Source organism: Streptomyces sp. UNOC14_S4, assembly GCF_020740835.1.
Lineage (GTDB): Bacteria > Actinomycetota > Actinomycetes > Streptomycetales > Streptomycetaceae > Streptomyces.
The window spans coordinates 1-15,817 of the sequence record NZ_JAINFC010000142.1; the positions used below are offsets into that span (position 1 = coordinate 1).

Annotated in this window: 13 protein-coding genes; 3 read left to right on the plus strand and 10 right to left on the minus strand. The window is 72.2% G+C overall.

All coding sequences use genetic code 11. From position 1 onward, the window contains the following. The 3 genes from K6I34_RS15280 to K6I34_RS15290 form a co-directional block, all read left to right on the plus strand. Positions 1-253, plus strand: a 253-nt coding sequence (locus K6I34_RS15280) for a DUF742 domain-containing protein (protein WP_229326347.1), incomplete at its 5' end; no start/stop codon positions are given. Between the two features lie 259 nt (positions 254-512). Beyond that, positions 513-1,100, plus strand: a complete 588-nt coding sequence (locus K6I34_RS15285) for an ATP/GTP-binding protein (protein WP_229326367.1) — start codon at positions 513-515, stop codon at positions 1,098-1,100. A gap of 40 nt (positions 1,101-1,140) precedes the next feature. Then, complete coding sequence (locus K6I34_RS15290; RefSeq protein WP_229326349.1) at positions 1,141-2,421, plus strand: styrene monooxygenase/indole monooxygenase family protein; 1,281 nt, start codon at positions 1,141-1,143, stop codon at positions 2,419-2,421. On the opposite strand, the gene K6I34_RS15295 is transcribed toward K6I34_RS15290, so the two are convergent. The 10 genes from K6I34_RS15295 to K6I34_RS15340 form a co-directional block, all read right to left on the minus strand. Beyond that, on the minus strand, positions 2,385-3,455 hold the full coding sequence (locus K6I34_RS15295) for a C40 family peptidase (protein ID WP_229326351.1): 1,071 nt from the start codon (positions 3,453-3,455) through the stop codon (positions 2,385-2,387). The two genes, K6I34_RS15290 and K6I34_RS15295, sit on opposite strands and share 37 nt — an antisense overlap. A gap of 251 nt (positions 3,456-3,706) precedes the next feature. Then, entirely contained in the window at positions 3,707-3,976 is a 270-nt protein-coding gene (locus K6I34_RS15300) for a hypothetical protein (RefSeq protein WP_229326353.1), read from the minus strand. 35 nt (positions 3,977-4,011) lie between these two features. Next, positions 4,012-4,767, minus strand: coding sequence for an AAA family ATPase (locus tag K6I34_RS15305; RefSeq protein ID WP_229326355.1), 756 nt, complete (start codon positions 4,765-4,767; stop codon positions 4,012-4,014). Positions 4,768-4,797: 30 nt separating this feature from the next. Beyond that, positions 4,798-7,455 carry an alanine--tRNA ligase gene (gene alaS / locus K6I34_RS15310; RefSeq protein WP_229326357.1) on the minus strand — a complete coding sequence of 886 codons (2,658 nt, stop codon included), beginning with the start codon at positions 7,453-7,455 and terminating at the stop codon, positions 4,798-4,800. Between the two features lie 346 nt (positions 7,456-7,801). Beyond that, on the minus strand, positions 7,802-9,259 hold the full coding sequence (locus K6I34_RS15315) for a glycosyltransferase family 4 protein (RefSeq protein WP_229326359.1): 1,458 nt from the start codon (positions 9,257-9,259) through the stop codon (positions 7,802-7,804). 14 nt (positions 9,260-9,273) lie between these two features. Beyond that, positions 9,274-10,425 (minus strand): hypothetical protein, encoded by a 1,152-nt coding sequence (locus K6I34_RS15320; protein WP_229326361.1) that lies wholly within the window; start codon positions 10,423-10,425, stop codon positions 9,274-9,276. Between the two features lie 63 nt (positions 10,426-10,488). Then, on the minus strand, positions 10,489-10,923 hold the full coding sequence (locus K6I34_RS15325; RefSeq protein WP_374230928.1) for a DUF4913 domain-containing protein: 435 nt from the start codon (positions 10,921-10,923) through the stop codon (positions 10,489-10,491). Continuing rightward, positions 10,920-12,674, minus strand: a complete 1,755-nt coding sequence (locus tag K6I34_RS15330) for a type IV secretory system conjugative DNA transfer family protein (protein WP_229326371.1) — start codon at positions 12,672-12,674, stop codon at positions 10,920-10,922. The genes K6I34_RS15325 and K6I34_RS15330 overlap by 4 nt, the downstream gene beginning before the upstream one ends. Positions 12,675-12,725: 51 nt before the next feature. Continuing rightward, on the minus strand, positions 12,726-14,273 hold the full coding sequence (locus K6I34_RS15335; RefSeq protein WP_229326363.1) for a type VI secretion protein: 1,548 nt from the start codon (positions 14,271-14,273) through the stop codon (positions 12,726-12,728). After that, on the minus strand, positions 14,273-15,799 hold the full coding sequence (locus K6I34_RS15340; protein ID WP_229326365.1) for an SCO6880 family protein: 1,527 nt from the start codon (positions 15,797-15,799) through the stop codon (positions 14,273-14,275). Before K6I34_RS15340 ends, K6I34_RS15335 begins: the two co-directional genes overlap by 1 nt. Between the last annotated feature and the right edge of the window lie 18 nt (positions 15,800-15,817).

Genomic DNA, 15,817 nt, shown 5'->3' on the forward strand with positions numbered 1-15,817 from the left:
ACGCGGCCCCGTGCCCCGTGTCTGCGCGGACCGGGGAGTGCCCGAGGCCCGCGCCATCGTCGACCTCTGCTTCCGGCTCCGGTCGGTCGCCGAGATCGCCGCACTGCTGAAGATGCCCCTGGGCATGGTGCGGGTGCTCCTCCTCGAACTGGCCGACCAGGGCAGGATCCGCGTCTTCGACACCGGCCACGGCACGGGCCGGCCCGACCGCGCGCTGCTGGAAAGGGTGCTGGGTGGACTTCACAGGCTCTGACGCCGATCCCCGGAGCGCGGCCCTGGCGGTGCGCGACACGACAGCCGCGCGCGGGCGGCCGCCCGCACAGCCCGCGCGCGGGGAGTGCGAGCCCGTACGCGACGGGAGCGCCGTATGCGGGGACAGCGCCGTACGTGACGGGAGCACCGTATGCGGCGAGAGCGCCGTACGGGACGCGACGGCGGTACGCGATGCGACCGCGGTACGCGATGCGACTGCCGTACGTGACGAGGCGGCCGTCCGGGGCGGGCCGCCCGCCGTGCTGGACGCGCCCCGGAGCTGGCAGACCGACCGGACCCGCGCCCCCCACGCCACCAAGATCGTCGTCGCGGGCGGCTTCGGCGTCGGCAAGACGACCTTCGTCGGCTCCGTCTCCGAGATCACCCCGCTGCGCACCGAGGCGGTGATGACGGTCGCGGGCGAGGGCATCGACGACCGCAGCGCCATCCCGGAGAAGAAGACCACCACGGTCGCCATGGACTTCGGGCGCATCACGCTCGACACCGACCTGGTGCTCTACCTCTTCGGCACCCCGGGCCAGAAACGCTTCTGGTTCATGTGGGACGACCTGGTGCGCGGCGCGATCGGCGCGGTCGTCATGGCGGACACCCGGCGGCTCGCCGAGTGCTTCCCCGCCATCGACTACTTCGAGAGCGCGGGTCTGCCGTACATCGTGGCGGTCAACCAGTTCGAGGGCTCCGCCCGGCACGAGCCGGACGAGGTGCGCGAGGCCCTCGCCCTGCCGCGCCGGGTGCCCCTGGTCCATATGGACGCCCGGCAGCGGGTCGGCGTGGTCGACACCCTGCTGATCCTCGTCGGCCGGGCCCTAGAGGCCACCCCCGGATAGCCGCGCCACTCGCGGACAGCGCGACGAAGGGAGCGTGCCCGTGCGCCGCGTCCTCATTGTCGGAGCGGGCCAGTCCGGCCTCCACCTGGCCCTCGGCCTCCAGTCCCTGGGGTACGACGTGACCCTGATGTCCAACCGCACCGCCGACGAGATGCGCTCGGGCCGCGTCATGCCGCCCCAGTGCCTCTTCCCGACCGCCCTGCGCCACGAGCGGGAGCTGGGGCTCGACTTCTGGGCGGGCCGTGCCCCGCGCATCGAGGGCCTCGGCCTGGCGGTGGCGGGGCCCGAGTCGCCCCGGGGCTGCCGCACCCGGCTCCTGGACTGGACGGGCAGGCTGGAGGGCTGTGCCCAGTCCGTCGACCAGCGGGTGAAGACCGCGGGCTGGCTCGACACCTTCGCCGAGCGCGGCGGCCGCCTCGTCATCCACGCGGCGACCGTCTCCGACCTCGACGCCCTGGCCCCCCGCTACGACCTGCTGCTCGCCGCCGTCGGCACGGGCGAGCTCGCCTCGATGTTCGTGCGCGACCCCGCCCGCTCCCCGTACACCACCCCGCAGCGCGCCCTCGCCGTCGCCTGTGTGCACGGCCTCGACCCGCGCCCGGAGCACTCCGGTACCGAGGCGGTCCGCTGCAACCTGGTGCCCGGGGTCGGTGAGCTCCTCGTCATCCCCACCCTCACCCTCTCCGGGCGGGCGGACGTCCTGTTGTGGGAGGGGATGCCGGGCGGGCCGCTCGACGTCTTCGAGGAGCTGGCGCGCCCGGCCGAGCACCTGGCGAGGATGCTGGACCTGATGGAGTGCTTCACCCCGTGGGAGTACGCGCGCGCCACGCGCGTCGAGCTCACCGACGCCCGCGCCACCCTGGCCGGGCGCTACGCCCCCACCGTGCGGCACCCCGTGGTGCGGCTGCCGTCGGGCGGGCTCGTGCTCGGGGTGGCCGACACGGTCGTCGCCGACGACCCGGTCACCGGCCAGGGCGCGAGCTCGGCCGCCAAGTGCGCGGCCGCGTACCTCGCCTCGATCGTGGAGCGGGGCGAGCTGCCCTTCGACGAGGCGTGGATGCGGGCCACGTTCGACCGGCACTGGGCGGCGGCCCGGCACACCACCCGGTGGACGAACGCGATGCTCGCGCCGCCGCCCGTGCACGTCCTGGACCTGATGCTCGCGGCCACCGGCTTCCCGGCCGTCGCCGACCGCCTGGCCCGTGGCTTCGACGACCCCTCGGACCTGGAGGACTACTTCTACGACCCGGAGCCGGCGGCGGCGTACGTGGCCCGGGTGGCGGCTCAGGAAGGAGCGCCGGGCACGGGCGGCGGCACGTAGCGCGCCAGGGGAGCGGCCCCGGAATCCGGCCGCACGGCACCCAGGAGGGGGTTGGAGGCGATGGGGGAGACCTTCACCGCGGTGCCGGGGCGGGGCGCCTGTATGACGAGGCCGTTGCCGATGTAGAGCGCCACGTGGGTCGCGCCCTCGAAGTACACCACCAGGTCGCCGGGGCGTATCTCGCTCAGCGGCACCCTCGGCAGGGACTTCCACTGCTCCTGGCTGGTGCGCGGGATGACGCCGCCCGCGTGGGCCCACGCCTGCGAGGTGAGGCCCGAGCAGTCGAACGAGTCGGGGCCCTCCGCGCCCCACACATAGGGCTTGCCTATCTGCTGGAACGCGTATTCGATCGCCTTGCTGCCGAGCGGTGAGGGCGCGGCCGCGGTGCCCAGGCCGCCGGAGGCGAGCAGCTTGCGCTGGGCCTCGGTGATGTCCTTCTGCTCCAGCCTCTGCAGCTCGGAGAGCTGCTCGCCGGTGAGGGAGGCCAGCATCTTCTCGACCTGGGCGAGGCTCTTGCGCACCTCGTCGCGGCGCTGCTTCTGCTCGGCGGCGAGCGCCTGCTCCGCGTGGAGCGCGTCCCGCGCCTTGACCGCGAGGTCGGCGGCGCGCTTCTCGTTCTCGGTGAGTCTGCCGACCGTCGCAGCGCGCTGCCCGGCGGCCCGCTGGAGCTGGTGGCCGCTGTCGAGGACCTGCTGGGGGTCGGAGCCGAAGAGGAAGCCCACGTACGGGGAGAGGGTGCCGCTGCCGCCCTGGTACTGCTCCCGGGCGATGCGCCCGGCCGCGTCCTTGCTGCCGGTGAGGGCCTTGCGCGCGTCCGCGAGGTCGTCGTCGATCTTCCTGACCCGGTCGCGCTGCTTCTTCAGGTCCTCCTCGGTCCCGTTGTACTTCTCGGTGGCCTCCTCGGCCTTCCGGTACAGCGACTGGAGCCGGGTGAGCAGGGAACTGACGGACGACCGGTCGGGCGGGTCCGCGGGCGCCGCCGACGCCACCGGCGCGGGCAGTACGACCGACGCGGCGCCGGCTATCAGCGCCATCGTGCAGACAGAGCGCACGAACCGTCCCGGCAACGGGCTCACCTCCGAAGCATGGGCGTCATCGTCCTCGTGATCGTCGCCCCAAAGAGGATCGTGCCATGGTGGCGGCCGTTACGGCAGTGGGGTGGGCGAATCCGCCTAACCCGCTCACCCCCCGGTTGCCCACCTGTCACCCGTACGGCGGGCGCGCGTCATTGACCCGCGCGCCCGTATCGCACCTGTACCGCGCCCATACGCACCCCTATGCGCCCTTATGTGCCGGGCCGGGACCAGGGCCACTTCAGCCCGCCGCCGGGCCTGCCGTCCGGGTCGTACTCGTACTTCCAGCCCTTGTGCAGGCCCAGGCGGCGCGTGGTGCCCGCCTGGACGCGCCGGTAGACGTGCACGACCTCGGTCCTCCCGTCCTCGCCGGGCACGGGGATCTCATACGTCTTCGGCGGATGCCCGGTGGGCCCGAGCAGCACCGGCAGCACCCGGCCGTCCAGGGGGCCGCCGACGAAGGGGGTGTTCTCGCTTCTCACGCCACCAGTGTCCCCTCAGTCTCCGGTGGTGCGGGTCAGTGGCGCTCGTCGCGCGGCACGAGGTGGCGGAGGTACGCCTCCGGATCGCTCATGTACCGCCGCCAGTGGTCGACGAGCAGCAGCTCGTCCCACTGCACGGGTGCGATGCCGTGTTCGCCCACCTCCAGGACGCGGGCGCCGGGCGTCGAGGCCAGGATCGGCGAGTGCGTCGCGCAGATCACCTGGGCGCCCGACCGGCCCAGCCGGTGCATCAGCGCGACCAGCCGCAGGCAGGAGGCGAAGGAGAGGGCCGCCTCCGGCTCGTCCATCACGTAGAGCCCCGGCTGCCGGAACATCGCCTCGAAGACGGTGAGGAAGCCCTCGCCGTGACTCATCTCCGAGGTGTTCTCGTCCCAGTAGCCCGGCAGGCCCCACACCGTCTCCATCAGACCGAAGGCGGTCTCCGCCCGGAGGAAGTAGCCCTTCTTCTTCGTGCGGGGCCCGGTCATCATGCGGGTGCCCGCGGAGGTCAGATCGAGGTGCAGGGCGCTGCCGAGCTCCGACGAGGGCCGGTCGTTCCCGTACTTCCGCCCGGCCCGGCCACCGCGCCCGTCCAGCCCGTACGCCTCGGCGATCGCCTCGACGAGGGTCGACTTCCCCGAACCGTTCTCCCCGACCAGGAAGGTGATTGGGGCGTCGAACGTCACCCCGCCGCCGATCAGCTCTTTCACACAGGGCACGGACCACGGCCAGGTGTCCTGATTCCCGTCGTCCACGAGCTCGGGCGGTACGTAGGCGCGGTTCACGATCATGCGTACCGAGGGTAGGGGCGGGGTCTGACATCAGCCGTCGGCCAGGAGCAGTCCGGCTTCGGCGGCGGCGAGGGCGAGAGCTTGGTCGAGGGCTTCGGTGCGACGTCCGCCTGCGTTGGCGACGGGGCCGCGTCCGCCGGAGCCGCCGCCGACAGCGCGGGCGGCGTCGGTGAGGATTTGGCCGGCCTCGGCGCCTTCCTGGTGGAGGCTGTGCGAGATCGCGGCGACGATCAGGGCCTTGCCGTCGTGCTCGGTGCCGAGGATGACGACGGCGGGGCCTCGGTGGATACGGGCGACCGCGTCGGCAGCCAGGCCGCGCAGTTCGTCCGGGGCGATGCCGGTGACGCGCTGGGCGACGATCCAGCCGCGCCCGGACGGTTCGGCCTGGTCGGCGAGCAGGGCGGCCTGCTGTCGCAGTTCTTCGGCCCGTAGCTTCGACAGCTGATCCTGGGCGGCGGCCAGCGCCTGGAGGCGCTTGCGTAGGGCCTCGGGCGCATCGGTGGGCCGGGTGCCGAGCAAGCCGGCGAGTTCGTTCAGCAGGCGGCGCTCGGTGTCGAGGTGGCGGAGGGTGTCGTGGCCGGTGAGGGCTTCGACGCGGCGGAGGTTGGAGCCGATCGAGGACTCGCTGAGCAGGCGGAAGGTGCCGACCTGGGAGCCGTGGGGGACGTGGGTGCCGCCGCAGAGTTCGCGGGAGAAGTCGCCGATGTCGACGATGCGGACGGTGTCGCCGTACTTCTCTCCGAACAGGGCGATGGCGCCCGCGGCCTCGGCTTCGGCGCGGTCGGCGTGCCAGGCCCGTACTTCCGGGTCGTCGAGAACGTGCCCGTTGACAGCCGTCTCGATCTGGGCGAGCTGGTCGGGGCTGAGGGCGGAGAAGTGGGCGAAGTCGAAGCGGAGCCGGTCCGGCTCGACCAGTGAGCCCTGCTGGGCGGCGTGGTCGCCCAGGGTCGCGCGGACGACGGCATGGAGGATGTGGGTGGCCGAGTGCGACCGCATCAGGCCCTTGCGCCTGTCGGCGTCCACGGACGCCTCACCGCCGTCTCCCGTACGGATCTCGCCTTCCAGGACGCGGGCGGTGTGGACGCGGAAGCCTTCCAGGCCGTAGCGGGTGTCGGTGATCCGCAGCAGGGTGCCGTCGGTGGTGCGGAGCGTGCCGGTGTCGCCGATCTGGCCGCCGGCCTCGGCGTAGAACGGTGAGCGGTTCAGGACCAGTTCGACCTCGGTGCCCTCGGGGGCGGTGGTGACGACGGTGCCTTCGGCGATGAGGCCCTTCACCGTGGTCTCGGCGGTGAGGTGGTCGTACCCGAGGAACTCGGTGCGCGGCAGTTGCGCGGCCAGCTCGCGGTAGGTGTCCATCTTCCGCAGGGCCTCGGTGGTCTTGGCCTTGCCTCCGGCCTTCGCGCGCTTCTTCTGTTCCTCCAGCAGCACGGCGAACCGGTCCTCATCGACGGTCAGGCCGGCGTCGCGGGCGGCCTCGACGGTGAGTTCGAGGGGGAAGCCGAAGGTGTCGGCCAGCTCGAAGGCGGTCTCTCCGGGCAGGGCGGCCGACCGGCTCTCGCGGGTGCGGGTGATCGCGGCGTCCAGCAGCCGGGTTCCCTGGGCCAGGGTGCGGGTGAAGGACTCCTCTTCGGCGGTGACGACCTGCTCGATCAGGGCGGCCTGGGCGGCCAGCTCCGGCCAGACGTCACCCAGGTTGGTGATCACGCTGGCGGTGGCGGCAGGGAGGACCGGCCCGGTGATGCCCAGGAGGCGGGCGTGACGGATCGCCCGGCGCATCAGGCGCCGCAGGACGTAGCCGCGGCCGTCCTTGGCGGGCAGGACGCCATCGGCGATGAGGAAGGCCATGGAGCGGGCGTGCTCGGTGACGACCTGGAAAGAGACCTTCTCCTCGCCTTGGCCGGGATACTCGCGGCCGGCCAGGTTCTGGACGGTGTCCATGGTGGGGAGCAGCAGATCGGTGGTGCAGACGTTCTCGGCGTCCTGGAGGATCGCGGCGAGGCGGTCCAGGCCGAGGCCGGTGTCAATGCTCTTGTCGGCGAGTTCGCCGAGGATGGGGAAGTTGCCCTTCTTGTCGCCCTCACCGCGCTGGAACTGCATGAAGACCAGGTTCCAGATCTCTACGTAGCGTTCGCCGTCGACGGCGGGGCCGCCTTCCTTGCCGAAGGCGGGGCCGCGGTCGTAGTTGACCTCCGAGCAGGGGCCGCAGGGGCCGGGGACGCCCATGGACCAGTAGTTGTCCTCCATGCCCAGGCGCTGGATGCGGGAGGCGGGGACACCGATGCGGCGCCAGAGGTGCTCGGCCTCGTCGTCGTCCTCGTAGACGGTGATCCAGAGTTTGTCCTTCTCCAGCCCGTAGCCCTGGGTGAGGAGTTCCCAGGCGAAGGCGATGGCGTCTTCCTTGAAGTAGTCGCCGAAGGAGAAGTTGCCCATCATCTCGAAGAACGTGGCGTGCCGGTTGGTGCGGCCGACGTTGTCGATGTCGGAGGTCCGGGCGCACTTCTGGATGCTGGTCGCACGGGGGAACGCGGGCGGGGTCTCGCCGAGGAAGTAGGGCTTGAACTGGTTCATCCCGGCGTTGGCGAGCAGCAGGGTGGGGTCGTCCGGGATCAGCGAACTGGACGGGACCTGCTGGTGACCGCGGGAGGTGAAGAAGTCGGTGAAAGTGCTGCGGATCTGCGTCGAGCGCATGGCGGCATGGCCTCACGGAAGAGTCGTGAAAGGTGGGGGAAGATCACACGCCGAGCCGGGCCGAGAACAGGGACTGAGAGGGTTCTCAGTTCTCCAGCTCGACGCAGATAGCTCGCGCCCCCACGGTGAACACCATGACTCCAGATCCGTCGCACACAGGGTGGTGCAGCAGACACGTGGGTCTGCCGCACCACCGACTGTAGCGGGTGTGGAGTCAAGATCGCTCAGCTGAATGCAGTCGTCACACCCGCTGTGGGGCCCGCCCGGTGGGAATCGGGTGCGCGACGATATGCCCGCTGGGCGGTGGGGCGTGCGGTTCCCACCGCCAGGGGCGCAGCGGATACGTTCAGCGGCCCCGGGCCGGGCCCTGCGTCGGCGGGAGGTGGTACGGGCGGGCCGCCGCCGGCTGCGGCTGCGCCGGGGCCGCGGGTCTGACCCCCGGTGACGTCATGGCCGCCGCTCTGGCGAGAGCGGACTGCGGGCCGGGCGGCGCGGCGGGTTTCGCGGCGGCACCGGTGCCGAGCAGCTTGCCGTCGGGGCCCTGCACGGTCGCCTTCCGCTGCGCCTGGCCCTGCGCGAGCGGCTTCTGCTGCGGCTGCGGCGTGGCCTGCATGGCCGCCTCGACCAGGGCCTCGCTCGCGTGGTCCCAGGAGTACGCCTTGAGCGCCTCGCGCAGCTGCGCGGCGTTCTCGCGGCGCTGGGGGAGGTCGGCTTTCAGTTGGCCGATGGACTTGGCCCAGGCGAGCGGGCGGTCGTTCGGGTCCGAGGGCTCGGGGACGATGCACGGCTGCCCGATCCCGGGCGCGATACGCGCCTTGTCGCCGAGGAACTGCGCTGCCCCGCTCTCCTGGTTGACCAGGATGGGGACGCCGTGTCCCGCCGCCTCCGTGGCCACCAGGCCGAAGCCCTCGTGCTTGGACGGCATGATGACGGCATCGGCGCCGATGATGTCGTTCTTCAGCTCGTTGCCGTCCTTGGTGAACGGCTTGACGGTGACGTTGCCCTTCCCGCCCCGCATTTCGGCTGCTTCCACTATCTCGTCGAGCTTCTCGGGGGCGGCGCCGCGAATGGTGAGGTGGACGTCGACACCATTGTTGTTCAGCATCTTCACGGCGCGCAGCGCGTCGTTGACGCCCTTCAGCGGATCGTCCGTCCGGCCCATGACCAGGAGATTGAGCCGCCCTTCGTGCGGCCCGCGCTGCACCAACTCCTCGATCTTCACACCGGGTACGAGCTGGTGCGAGTCGGGCACGTGCTGCCCCGCCGAGGACAGCCGTTCGGCCTCCGTCGTCAGCAGCGGGCCGACGCCCACGACCACGTCCGCCCGGTCCATCACCTCGCGCTCGATGCGGGAGTCCCTGGTGGCCTTGGTCTGCGCGTGCGCAGGATCGTGGGCGTACTTGACCTCGGCCAGCCGCTCCGGGCTGGTGTGCAGGAAGTGGGCGACCTTCGCGTCCGGGTACCAGCGGTCACGCAGCTCGGCCGCGGCCGGACCGGAGAAGCGTGAGTGGCCCACGATCAGGTCGAAGGGGCGCTCCTGCGGGTCGGGAAGACCATGGGTGCGGGGATCGAGAGTGGACTGGAACTCCATCCACACGCGGTCCTCCACACCCTCCGGTATCGGGGGAGTGGAGACCATCCGCGCGCCCTGGTGCGGCTGGGTGCCGGGGTCGGCGGTGAACAACGTCACGTCGTGCTCTTTGGCGAGCGCCTCGGTGAGGTGCTGGTTGAACACCGGAATGCCGCCGCCGCCCATGCCACTGATATCGGAGACGACGAGAATGCGGTAACGCTTGTCTGCCACGTGCTGCTCTCTCGTCAGAATCCGGCGTGGTCGCTCAGCTCGCGGCCGATGCCCCAGGTGAGGAACTGGCCGAGTTCATAAGCGCTGTAGTGGATGAGGCCCGCGTTCCGCCCCGGCGTCATGCGTGCCGCGAACTCGTCGAGGATCTCCGCGAAGACCAGGGCGCGGGTCGCCGAGATCACCACGTTCTCGGTCTCGCCGCGGTCCGGGTAGTACTGCCGCTGGTATTCCTTCGGCGTCCACGGGAGGGAGCCCTTGGCGTTCAGTCCGCGCCAGCTGGCGGCGTCCTTCTCGAAAGGCACCGGTACGGCTTCCCCGGCGGGACCGGAGACCAGCCCCACGACCCCGTGACGTGCCGGGTCGATCTGCTCGTACTCCTCGCGCCACGCATGAGCCGGCTGCCCGGCCAGCATCTGCCGGATGTCCGTGGCCGCTACGGCTGCTTCCAGCTGGACCGAGAAGTCCAGTGACCCCTTCAACTCCTCGGGAGACGGCATCGCTTCCGCCGCGTACCAGGCCGCGCGGCGCAACGCCTCGAAGCGCTCCGGGAGGTCGGGGAGGTCCGAGACCCGGCGGGAGACGGGGGAGATCCAGGGGGCGGTGCCCGGGTGCGGCGTGGGCGTGGCGACGCCCAGCGGCGCGCGCAGGGCGTCCGCGGCCTCGTGCGCCACGGCGCCGAGGTCTGCGGCACCGGCCCCGATGGTGACCCCGGGCCGTCCCGGCGCCAGCCGGTGGTACATCTCGGGGAAGATGCCGATCATCGCGAAGTACGGCGACGAGGGGACCACGACACAGGAGCCGGGCTCCATGAAGTAGTCCAGGTACGGCTCCCGGCGCTCCACGAGGTAGCCGGGGTCGGCATCGAGCCGCTGTTTCCAGTCCCGTACCGCCTCGTCGAACGTGAGCGGACGGTCCCCCGGTGCGCGGCGGGAGATCAAGTGCCGTGCGGGGTCGGACGCCTCACCCGGCTGTGCCGTGCCCAGCGCGGCCTCCGCGTCGAGCAGCACCTGCTCCAGGGCCAGGAACGCCGCGCTGCGCGCCGCGGGCCACGCCCACTCGGAGTCGCCTTCCTTGCGCCAGGCGGTGTTCCGCTGCGCCCACAGCATCCGCGCCGCCGCCGAATACACCAGCTCGTACGCATCCGCCAAAGTCATCTGTTCGCTCACGCATTCATCCCTTTGAAGAAAACCGAAATTGACCAGCCGTCAGGCTATGGCGACGCCGGGCCGCTACCCCGGGAATTCCTCCACCACAGGCGTTTCCTTCGGCCGGTGGCCGCCCGGGCGGCAGCCCGCGAAGGGGCCCGAGGGGTCGCGCAGCGTCTGCATCACGGGGCCGAGGTAGTCGCGGTGCCAGATCGCGGGGCCGGTCAGGCCGCCGTTCGGGCCTGTGAGTTCCTGCCAGGAGAGCCACAGGCCGTGCAGCAGGGCCACCGCCTCCAGGTGTTCCCACCAGCGCGGGCACCAGGGGGAGGAGGACGTGACCTCCCTTCCGTAGACCGGCAGCAGCAGGTCCCGGACGAAGCAGGCGAGGCCCTCCATGGCCGCGCGCTGTTCCTCGGCCTCCAGGTAGAGGATGAAGGGCGCGGAGGGCGGCGGGGCCGCTTCCCGGGGCCGCGCGCTCACCGCGTCTTCCTGGTCGTACTGGTCGTAGAAGTCGGTCATCGGTGCAAGGCCCCCTGCGCGGCGCGTTCGGTGATCGCCTGGACTTCGGCGCGGGCCGCCGCCTGGATCCGGTCGGCGCCCGGCTCCTTGTACCAGGGGCGGAGCCGGATCAGGGCCGGTTTCACCCCGGTGGCCAGCAGCAGGGCCGTGCCCTTGGGCAGGGCACGGATGCGGTCGGCGGGCATCACCCGTTCGAGCCGGTAGGAGGTGGAGCTGGAGCGCACGCCCTCGCTCCGTGAGTAGCTCATGGTGCGCACGTCGTGTTCGCCGACGAGCCGCGAGACCTTCTCGATGAAGTCCGCGTCGTCGAGGCCCGCGCCCAGCAGCTTGACGGTGGCCGCGCCCCACAGCGCGTCCATGCCCGCCTCGCCCCAGACCCGGGTGCCCTGCCGGTAGCTCTGCAGCAGCGTCACGACGTTGATGCCGCGCGAGCCGAAGTGCGAGTAGAGGTCGGGCAGGTCGGAGATGCGGCACACGTTCGCCGCCTCGTCCAGCACCGCCGTCATGGGCGGGTCCAGACGGCCGCCGAGCCGTTCGGCGGCCGTGGCACCGGCGCGCAGCACGGAGTCCGCGGCGGCGGCGATGACACCGGCGGCCGAGCCGCCGCCGTCCTTCGACAGCAGGTAGAGCGTGTCGCGGCTCAGCGCGTGCACCTCGGGCCGGAACTGCGGGACGCGCGGGTCGGGCGTGACCCACGCCGCGATCTTCGGGTCGAGGAGGCAGGCGACGCACTGGCGCGCCGTCTCGTAGATGCCGTCCCGCGTCTCGACGGCGCCCCGGATCGTGCCCTGGAGCTGGTCGGCCAGGGCGGACATGCCGCAGTCGCGCAGCAGGTCGACGGGCGTACGGTCCGCCGGGTCGGCCAGCCAGGCCAGGACGTCCGTGACCTGGCGCCTGCCCTGGTGCGCGGCGTGGAACAGCGCGGTGAGCGTGTTCTGCGCCGCCGAGATCCAGAAGTCCCGCTTGGACGCGTCGTCGTTGACGGCCCCCACGAAGTGCCCGGCCAGCCGCCGGGCGCCCTCGATGGTGGACGCGTCCGCGAGCATGTCCCACCACATCTCGCGCCGGGTGTGGGCGATGCCCTGCGGGTCGAACGTCCACACCGTGCCGACCGCCGCCCGCTCGGCCCTGGTGACGCTGTAGACGTCCGCCTTGTTCGACGTGAGCAGCACCGAACCGCGGGCCCGCAGCACGCGCGGCACGGCGATGCCGGTGGACTTGCCCGCGCGCGGTGCCATCAGGTCGAGCTCCACGTCCTCGAACGAGGAGCGCAGTTCGGGGCCGTTGGGCTCCAGGTTCCCCAGCAGGTTGCCGGTGTCGTCGGGCTCCAGGCGCCCCAGCTTGGCGAGCGAGGGCCGCAGTTCGCGGGCGCGGGCCGCGGCGCCCTTGGGCAGCATGCCCGCGAGCTCGCGCCGCCCGGCGAGCCCGGAGGTCCTCCCGCCGCCGCGCCGCTTCAGCACCTTCAGCGCGAGCACGGCGACCGCCGCGTACAGCAGGGCCGTCAGCGCCCAGAACAGCCAGACGGGCGGGGCCGGTGCGTACGCCGCCCCCGGCCCGTTCACGATCGCGATGACCGCGGTGCTGGCCGGGTCGCCGTACCGCCACTCCGGCCAGCCGCGCCCCGCGAGGAACGCGGCCAGGGGCGCGGTCAGCAGCGTGCACGCCACCGCCGCGCCGCCCAGCAGGATCAGCGCCGGGACGAGCAGGGAGTCGCCGCCCGCGCGGGCGGCGGGCTTGCGGCCCGAAGGCATACCGGGATTCACGTGAGGTCCCCCGTTTCCCCCGTTGTGATGCGCATGGCGTCAGACCACCATCCGCTCGTCCGTCTCGAAGAGCCGCTTCTCCGTGTGCGAGAGCATCAGCTGCACCGCGTGCGAGCCGCCGCCCCGGCCGACCTTCCACAGGGCCCGGCCGCGCTGGCCCGCGCCCCAGGAGCCGATCAGGTCGCACTCGGCGTCCGTCAGGCCGATCGCCTCGCGCGTCAGGTTGAGCGGCTTGGTGTCCTGGGCGAGCTGGATGCGGGTCTCGCAGCTCGCGATGAGGTCCTTGGCGATGGCCACGGCCTCGGAGCCCGCCGAGCCCACCGCCTCGAAGTCGCTCAGGCGGTGCGTCGCCAGCAGCTGGATGGTGCCCGTCGCGCGGGACAGCCGGAGGTCCGCGTCGATCTTGCGGACCATGGCCGCGCCGCCCGAGCGCATCTGCCGCCACAGCTCGTCGCGCACGACGATCCACGGCCTGCTGCCCGGCCGGTCGATCGCCGACTGCGCCCAGGACGAGACACACGTCAGCACCATCGCGACCGTCTCGTCCCCGTACTGCTCCAGCGCGGAGATGTCGACGGACTGGATCGGGGCGTCCCAGTCCAGGCCGATCGACGTCTCCTTGTCGAAGAGACCGCCGAGATGACCGGTGATCATGCCGCCGAGTGCCGAGCGCAGCGACGTCATCTGCTCGCGCGCCGTCTGCACGTCGTCACCGCGGATGCGCAGCTCGCGGGCCATGGCCTCGGTCGGGTCCTTCAGCCGCTCGTAGACCAGCGGCAGCGTCGGCACGCTGAGCCTGCTCTGCCCGTACAGCTCGCCGGTGACCTCCCGTACGGCGATGTCCAGGCACTCCTCCTCCTGCGGCTTCAGGTTCCGCTTGAGCTGGAGCTCCAGCAGCGCCTTGAGCAGGGTGAGGCGGCGGCGGTGGATCTCCTTGAGCCGGGCCTGGAGCTCCTCGCCGCCGATGCGGTCCAGGTCGTAGCCGAGCGGCCCGGCGTCCAGCGGGTTGAGGCGGCCGGGCAGGCCCGGGCCGAGCCGGACCGGCTCCACGCCCAGGTGCCGGCACAGCTCCTGGTACTCGCCCTTGACGTCGCCCGCGATGAGCGTGCGGTGCCCCAGGGCCATCAGCCGGAAGCACAGCGCCTTGATGTGCGCCGATTTACCGGAGCCCGGGATGCCCGTGACCATCACGTTCGGGTTGGTCGCGAGACCCGCCTTGACCCACGCGGCCGGGTGCGCGGAGAACGCCTGCATCGTCAGGGTGTTCCAGCCGATGTACACCCCGATCGGGGGCAGGCTCGCCGCGTGCAGGAACGGGTAGATGCCGCTCGCGCGGTCGGTGTCCGCGCGGAACACCTCGGGTTTGGCGACCGACGCGGACCGCCCCGAGAAGGGCTGCGGCCAGCCCTTCCGCGGGGCCACCCGCATCGCCGTCTCCGGGTCCTCCAGCAGCCGCGTCCTGCGCAGTTCCCGCGCGCTGAGCTGCCGCGGCGCGGGGGCCTCCGCCGCGGCGGGGTCCAGCAGGTCGGCCAGCCGGGACGCCTTGAGCGCGCTGTCGCCACCGGTACGGCGGCCGAACAGGCCCATCAGATGCCCACCCTTCGGTCCGGCAGGCCCTGCCCGAGCGGCAGCGCGGCCACGGCGAACGCCGAGTCCTGCGCGCCCCACACGCGGCGCAGTTCGAGACCGGCGTCCGACGCGTCCGCCTGGAGCTCGGCGCACGCCGTCTCCAGCTGCTCCAGGTCCGTCACCGTGACGGCCAGCATCGCCGTCAGCCGCACCACGCCGTGACCCGAGGCACGCGCCACGTCCTGGGCGCGCGCCGTCATCGCCTCGCGGCGCTCGTCCTCCGACTCCGTACGGCCGGTCTTGGCCCGCAGCTTCCGGGCCGTGTCGCGCTTGGTCTTCTCCCGCGCCAGCTCCTGCCGGGCCTTGGCCGGGCCGATCGGCTCGTACACCAGCGACAGCGAGCGCCGCGCGTTCTGCCGCGGCCGCAGCAGCGGCTGCAGGAACGTCGCGTACACGTCGCTGCGCGGGAAGCCCCGCACCTGGTAGCTGACGGTCCAGGCGCCGTCGTGCCGGTAGGTTCCCCAGCCGGTCTCCGCCGCCGCGGGCCCGGCCAGCGCCGGGTCCACGCCGCGCTCGGCGCCCTGCCACCGCGGGTCCTCCGCCGAGGCGTTGCGCGCGGCGAGGGCCTGCTGCGCCTCGGGGTCGTAGGCCGTACGGATCGCCTGCGCCACACCGCGCGGCGTCAGCCACTCCAGGATCGTCAGCCCCGCGCTGGACAGCGAGCCGTGCATCGCGTGGATCTCGCGGACCAGGACGGCTGCGGCGCCGATCTGGCCGCCGCCCGCGCCCTTGACGGCCAGCCGGGCACGGGAGGACGACAGGGTGACCGCGAGGTACGTCTCGCGGATGGTGGCGGCCGGGCCCGCCCCCGCCATCAGCTCGTCCAGCGCCTGCACGGCGGCGGCCGGCGCGTCGTCCGAGGTGTGCCGTTCCGTCCAGGACCGCAGCGCGGCCCCGTCGTCCGGCAGCGAGCGCTGGTGCACGGAGATACGGGTGATCGCACCGCCCTCCTTGCACTGCGAACGCAGGTAGGCCGCCCACGCCTTGACCCGCTGGTTCTGCTTGTCGGTGTCGACGAGCGCGAGGCCCGGGAAGGTCACCTTGCAGATCGCGGTGTAGGTGCCGTCCACCGGGTTGTGCATGACGCCGAGCGTGCCGCCCAGACCGTCGGGCGCCTCCAGCAGGTGCAGGCGGGCCAGCACCCCCGGCAGGTCCATCGGCTGCTGCCCGTCCTTGGTACGGGGAGCGAACACCCCCGAGAAGAAGAGGTTCTTGCTGCTTGCCACGGCGATCTGGTGCCTTACTGCGAGGACGATCCACTCGTCCGCGCTGAGCCCCAGCACCCGCCCGTAGGCGAGGAGGAGCAACAGCCCGGAGAGCGGGATACAGAGGAAAGCGGCGGTCCAGCTGCGCTGGTAGATGGGCAGGACCGCGATGACCGACGCGAGCCCCATGAGGGCGAAGCCCACGCCGCTCAGATTGCCCATGAAGCCGGAGCGCTCCGACTGCCAGCCGCTGTACGCATTCGGCTCGGCGGATGACATGGATCAGCTCCCTTCGGG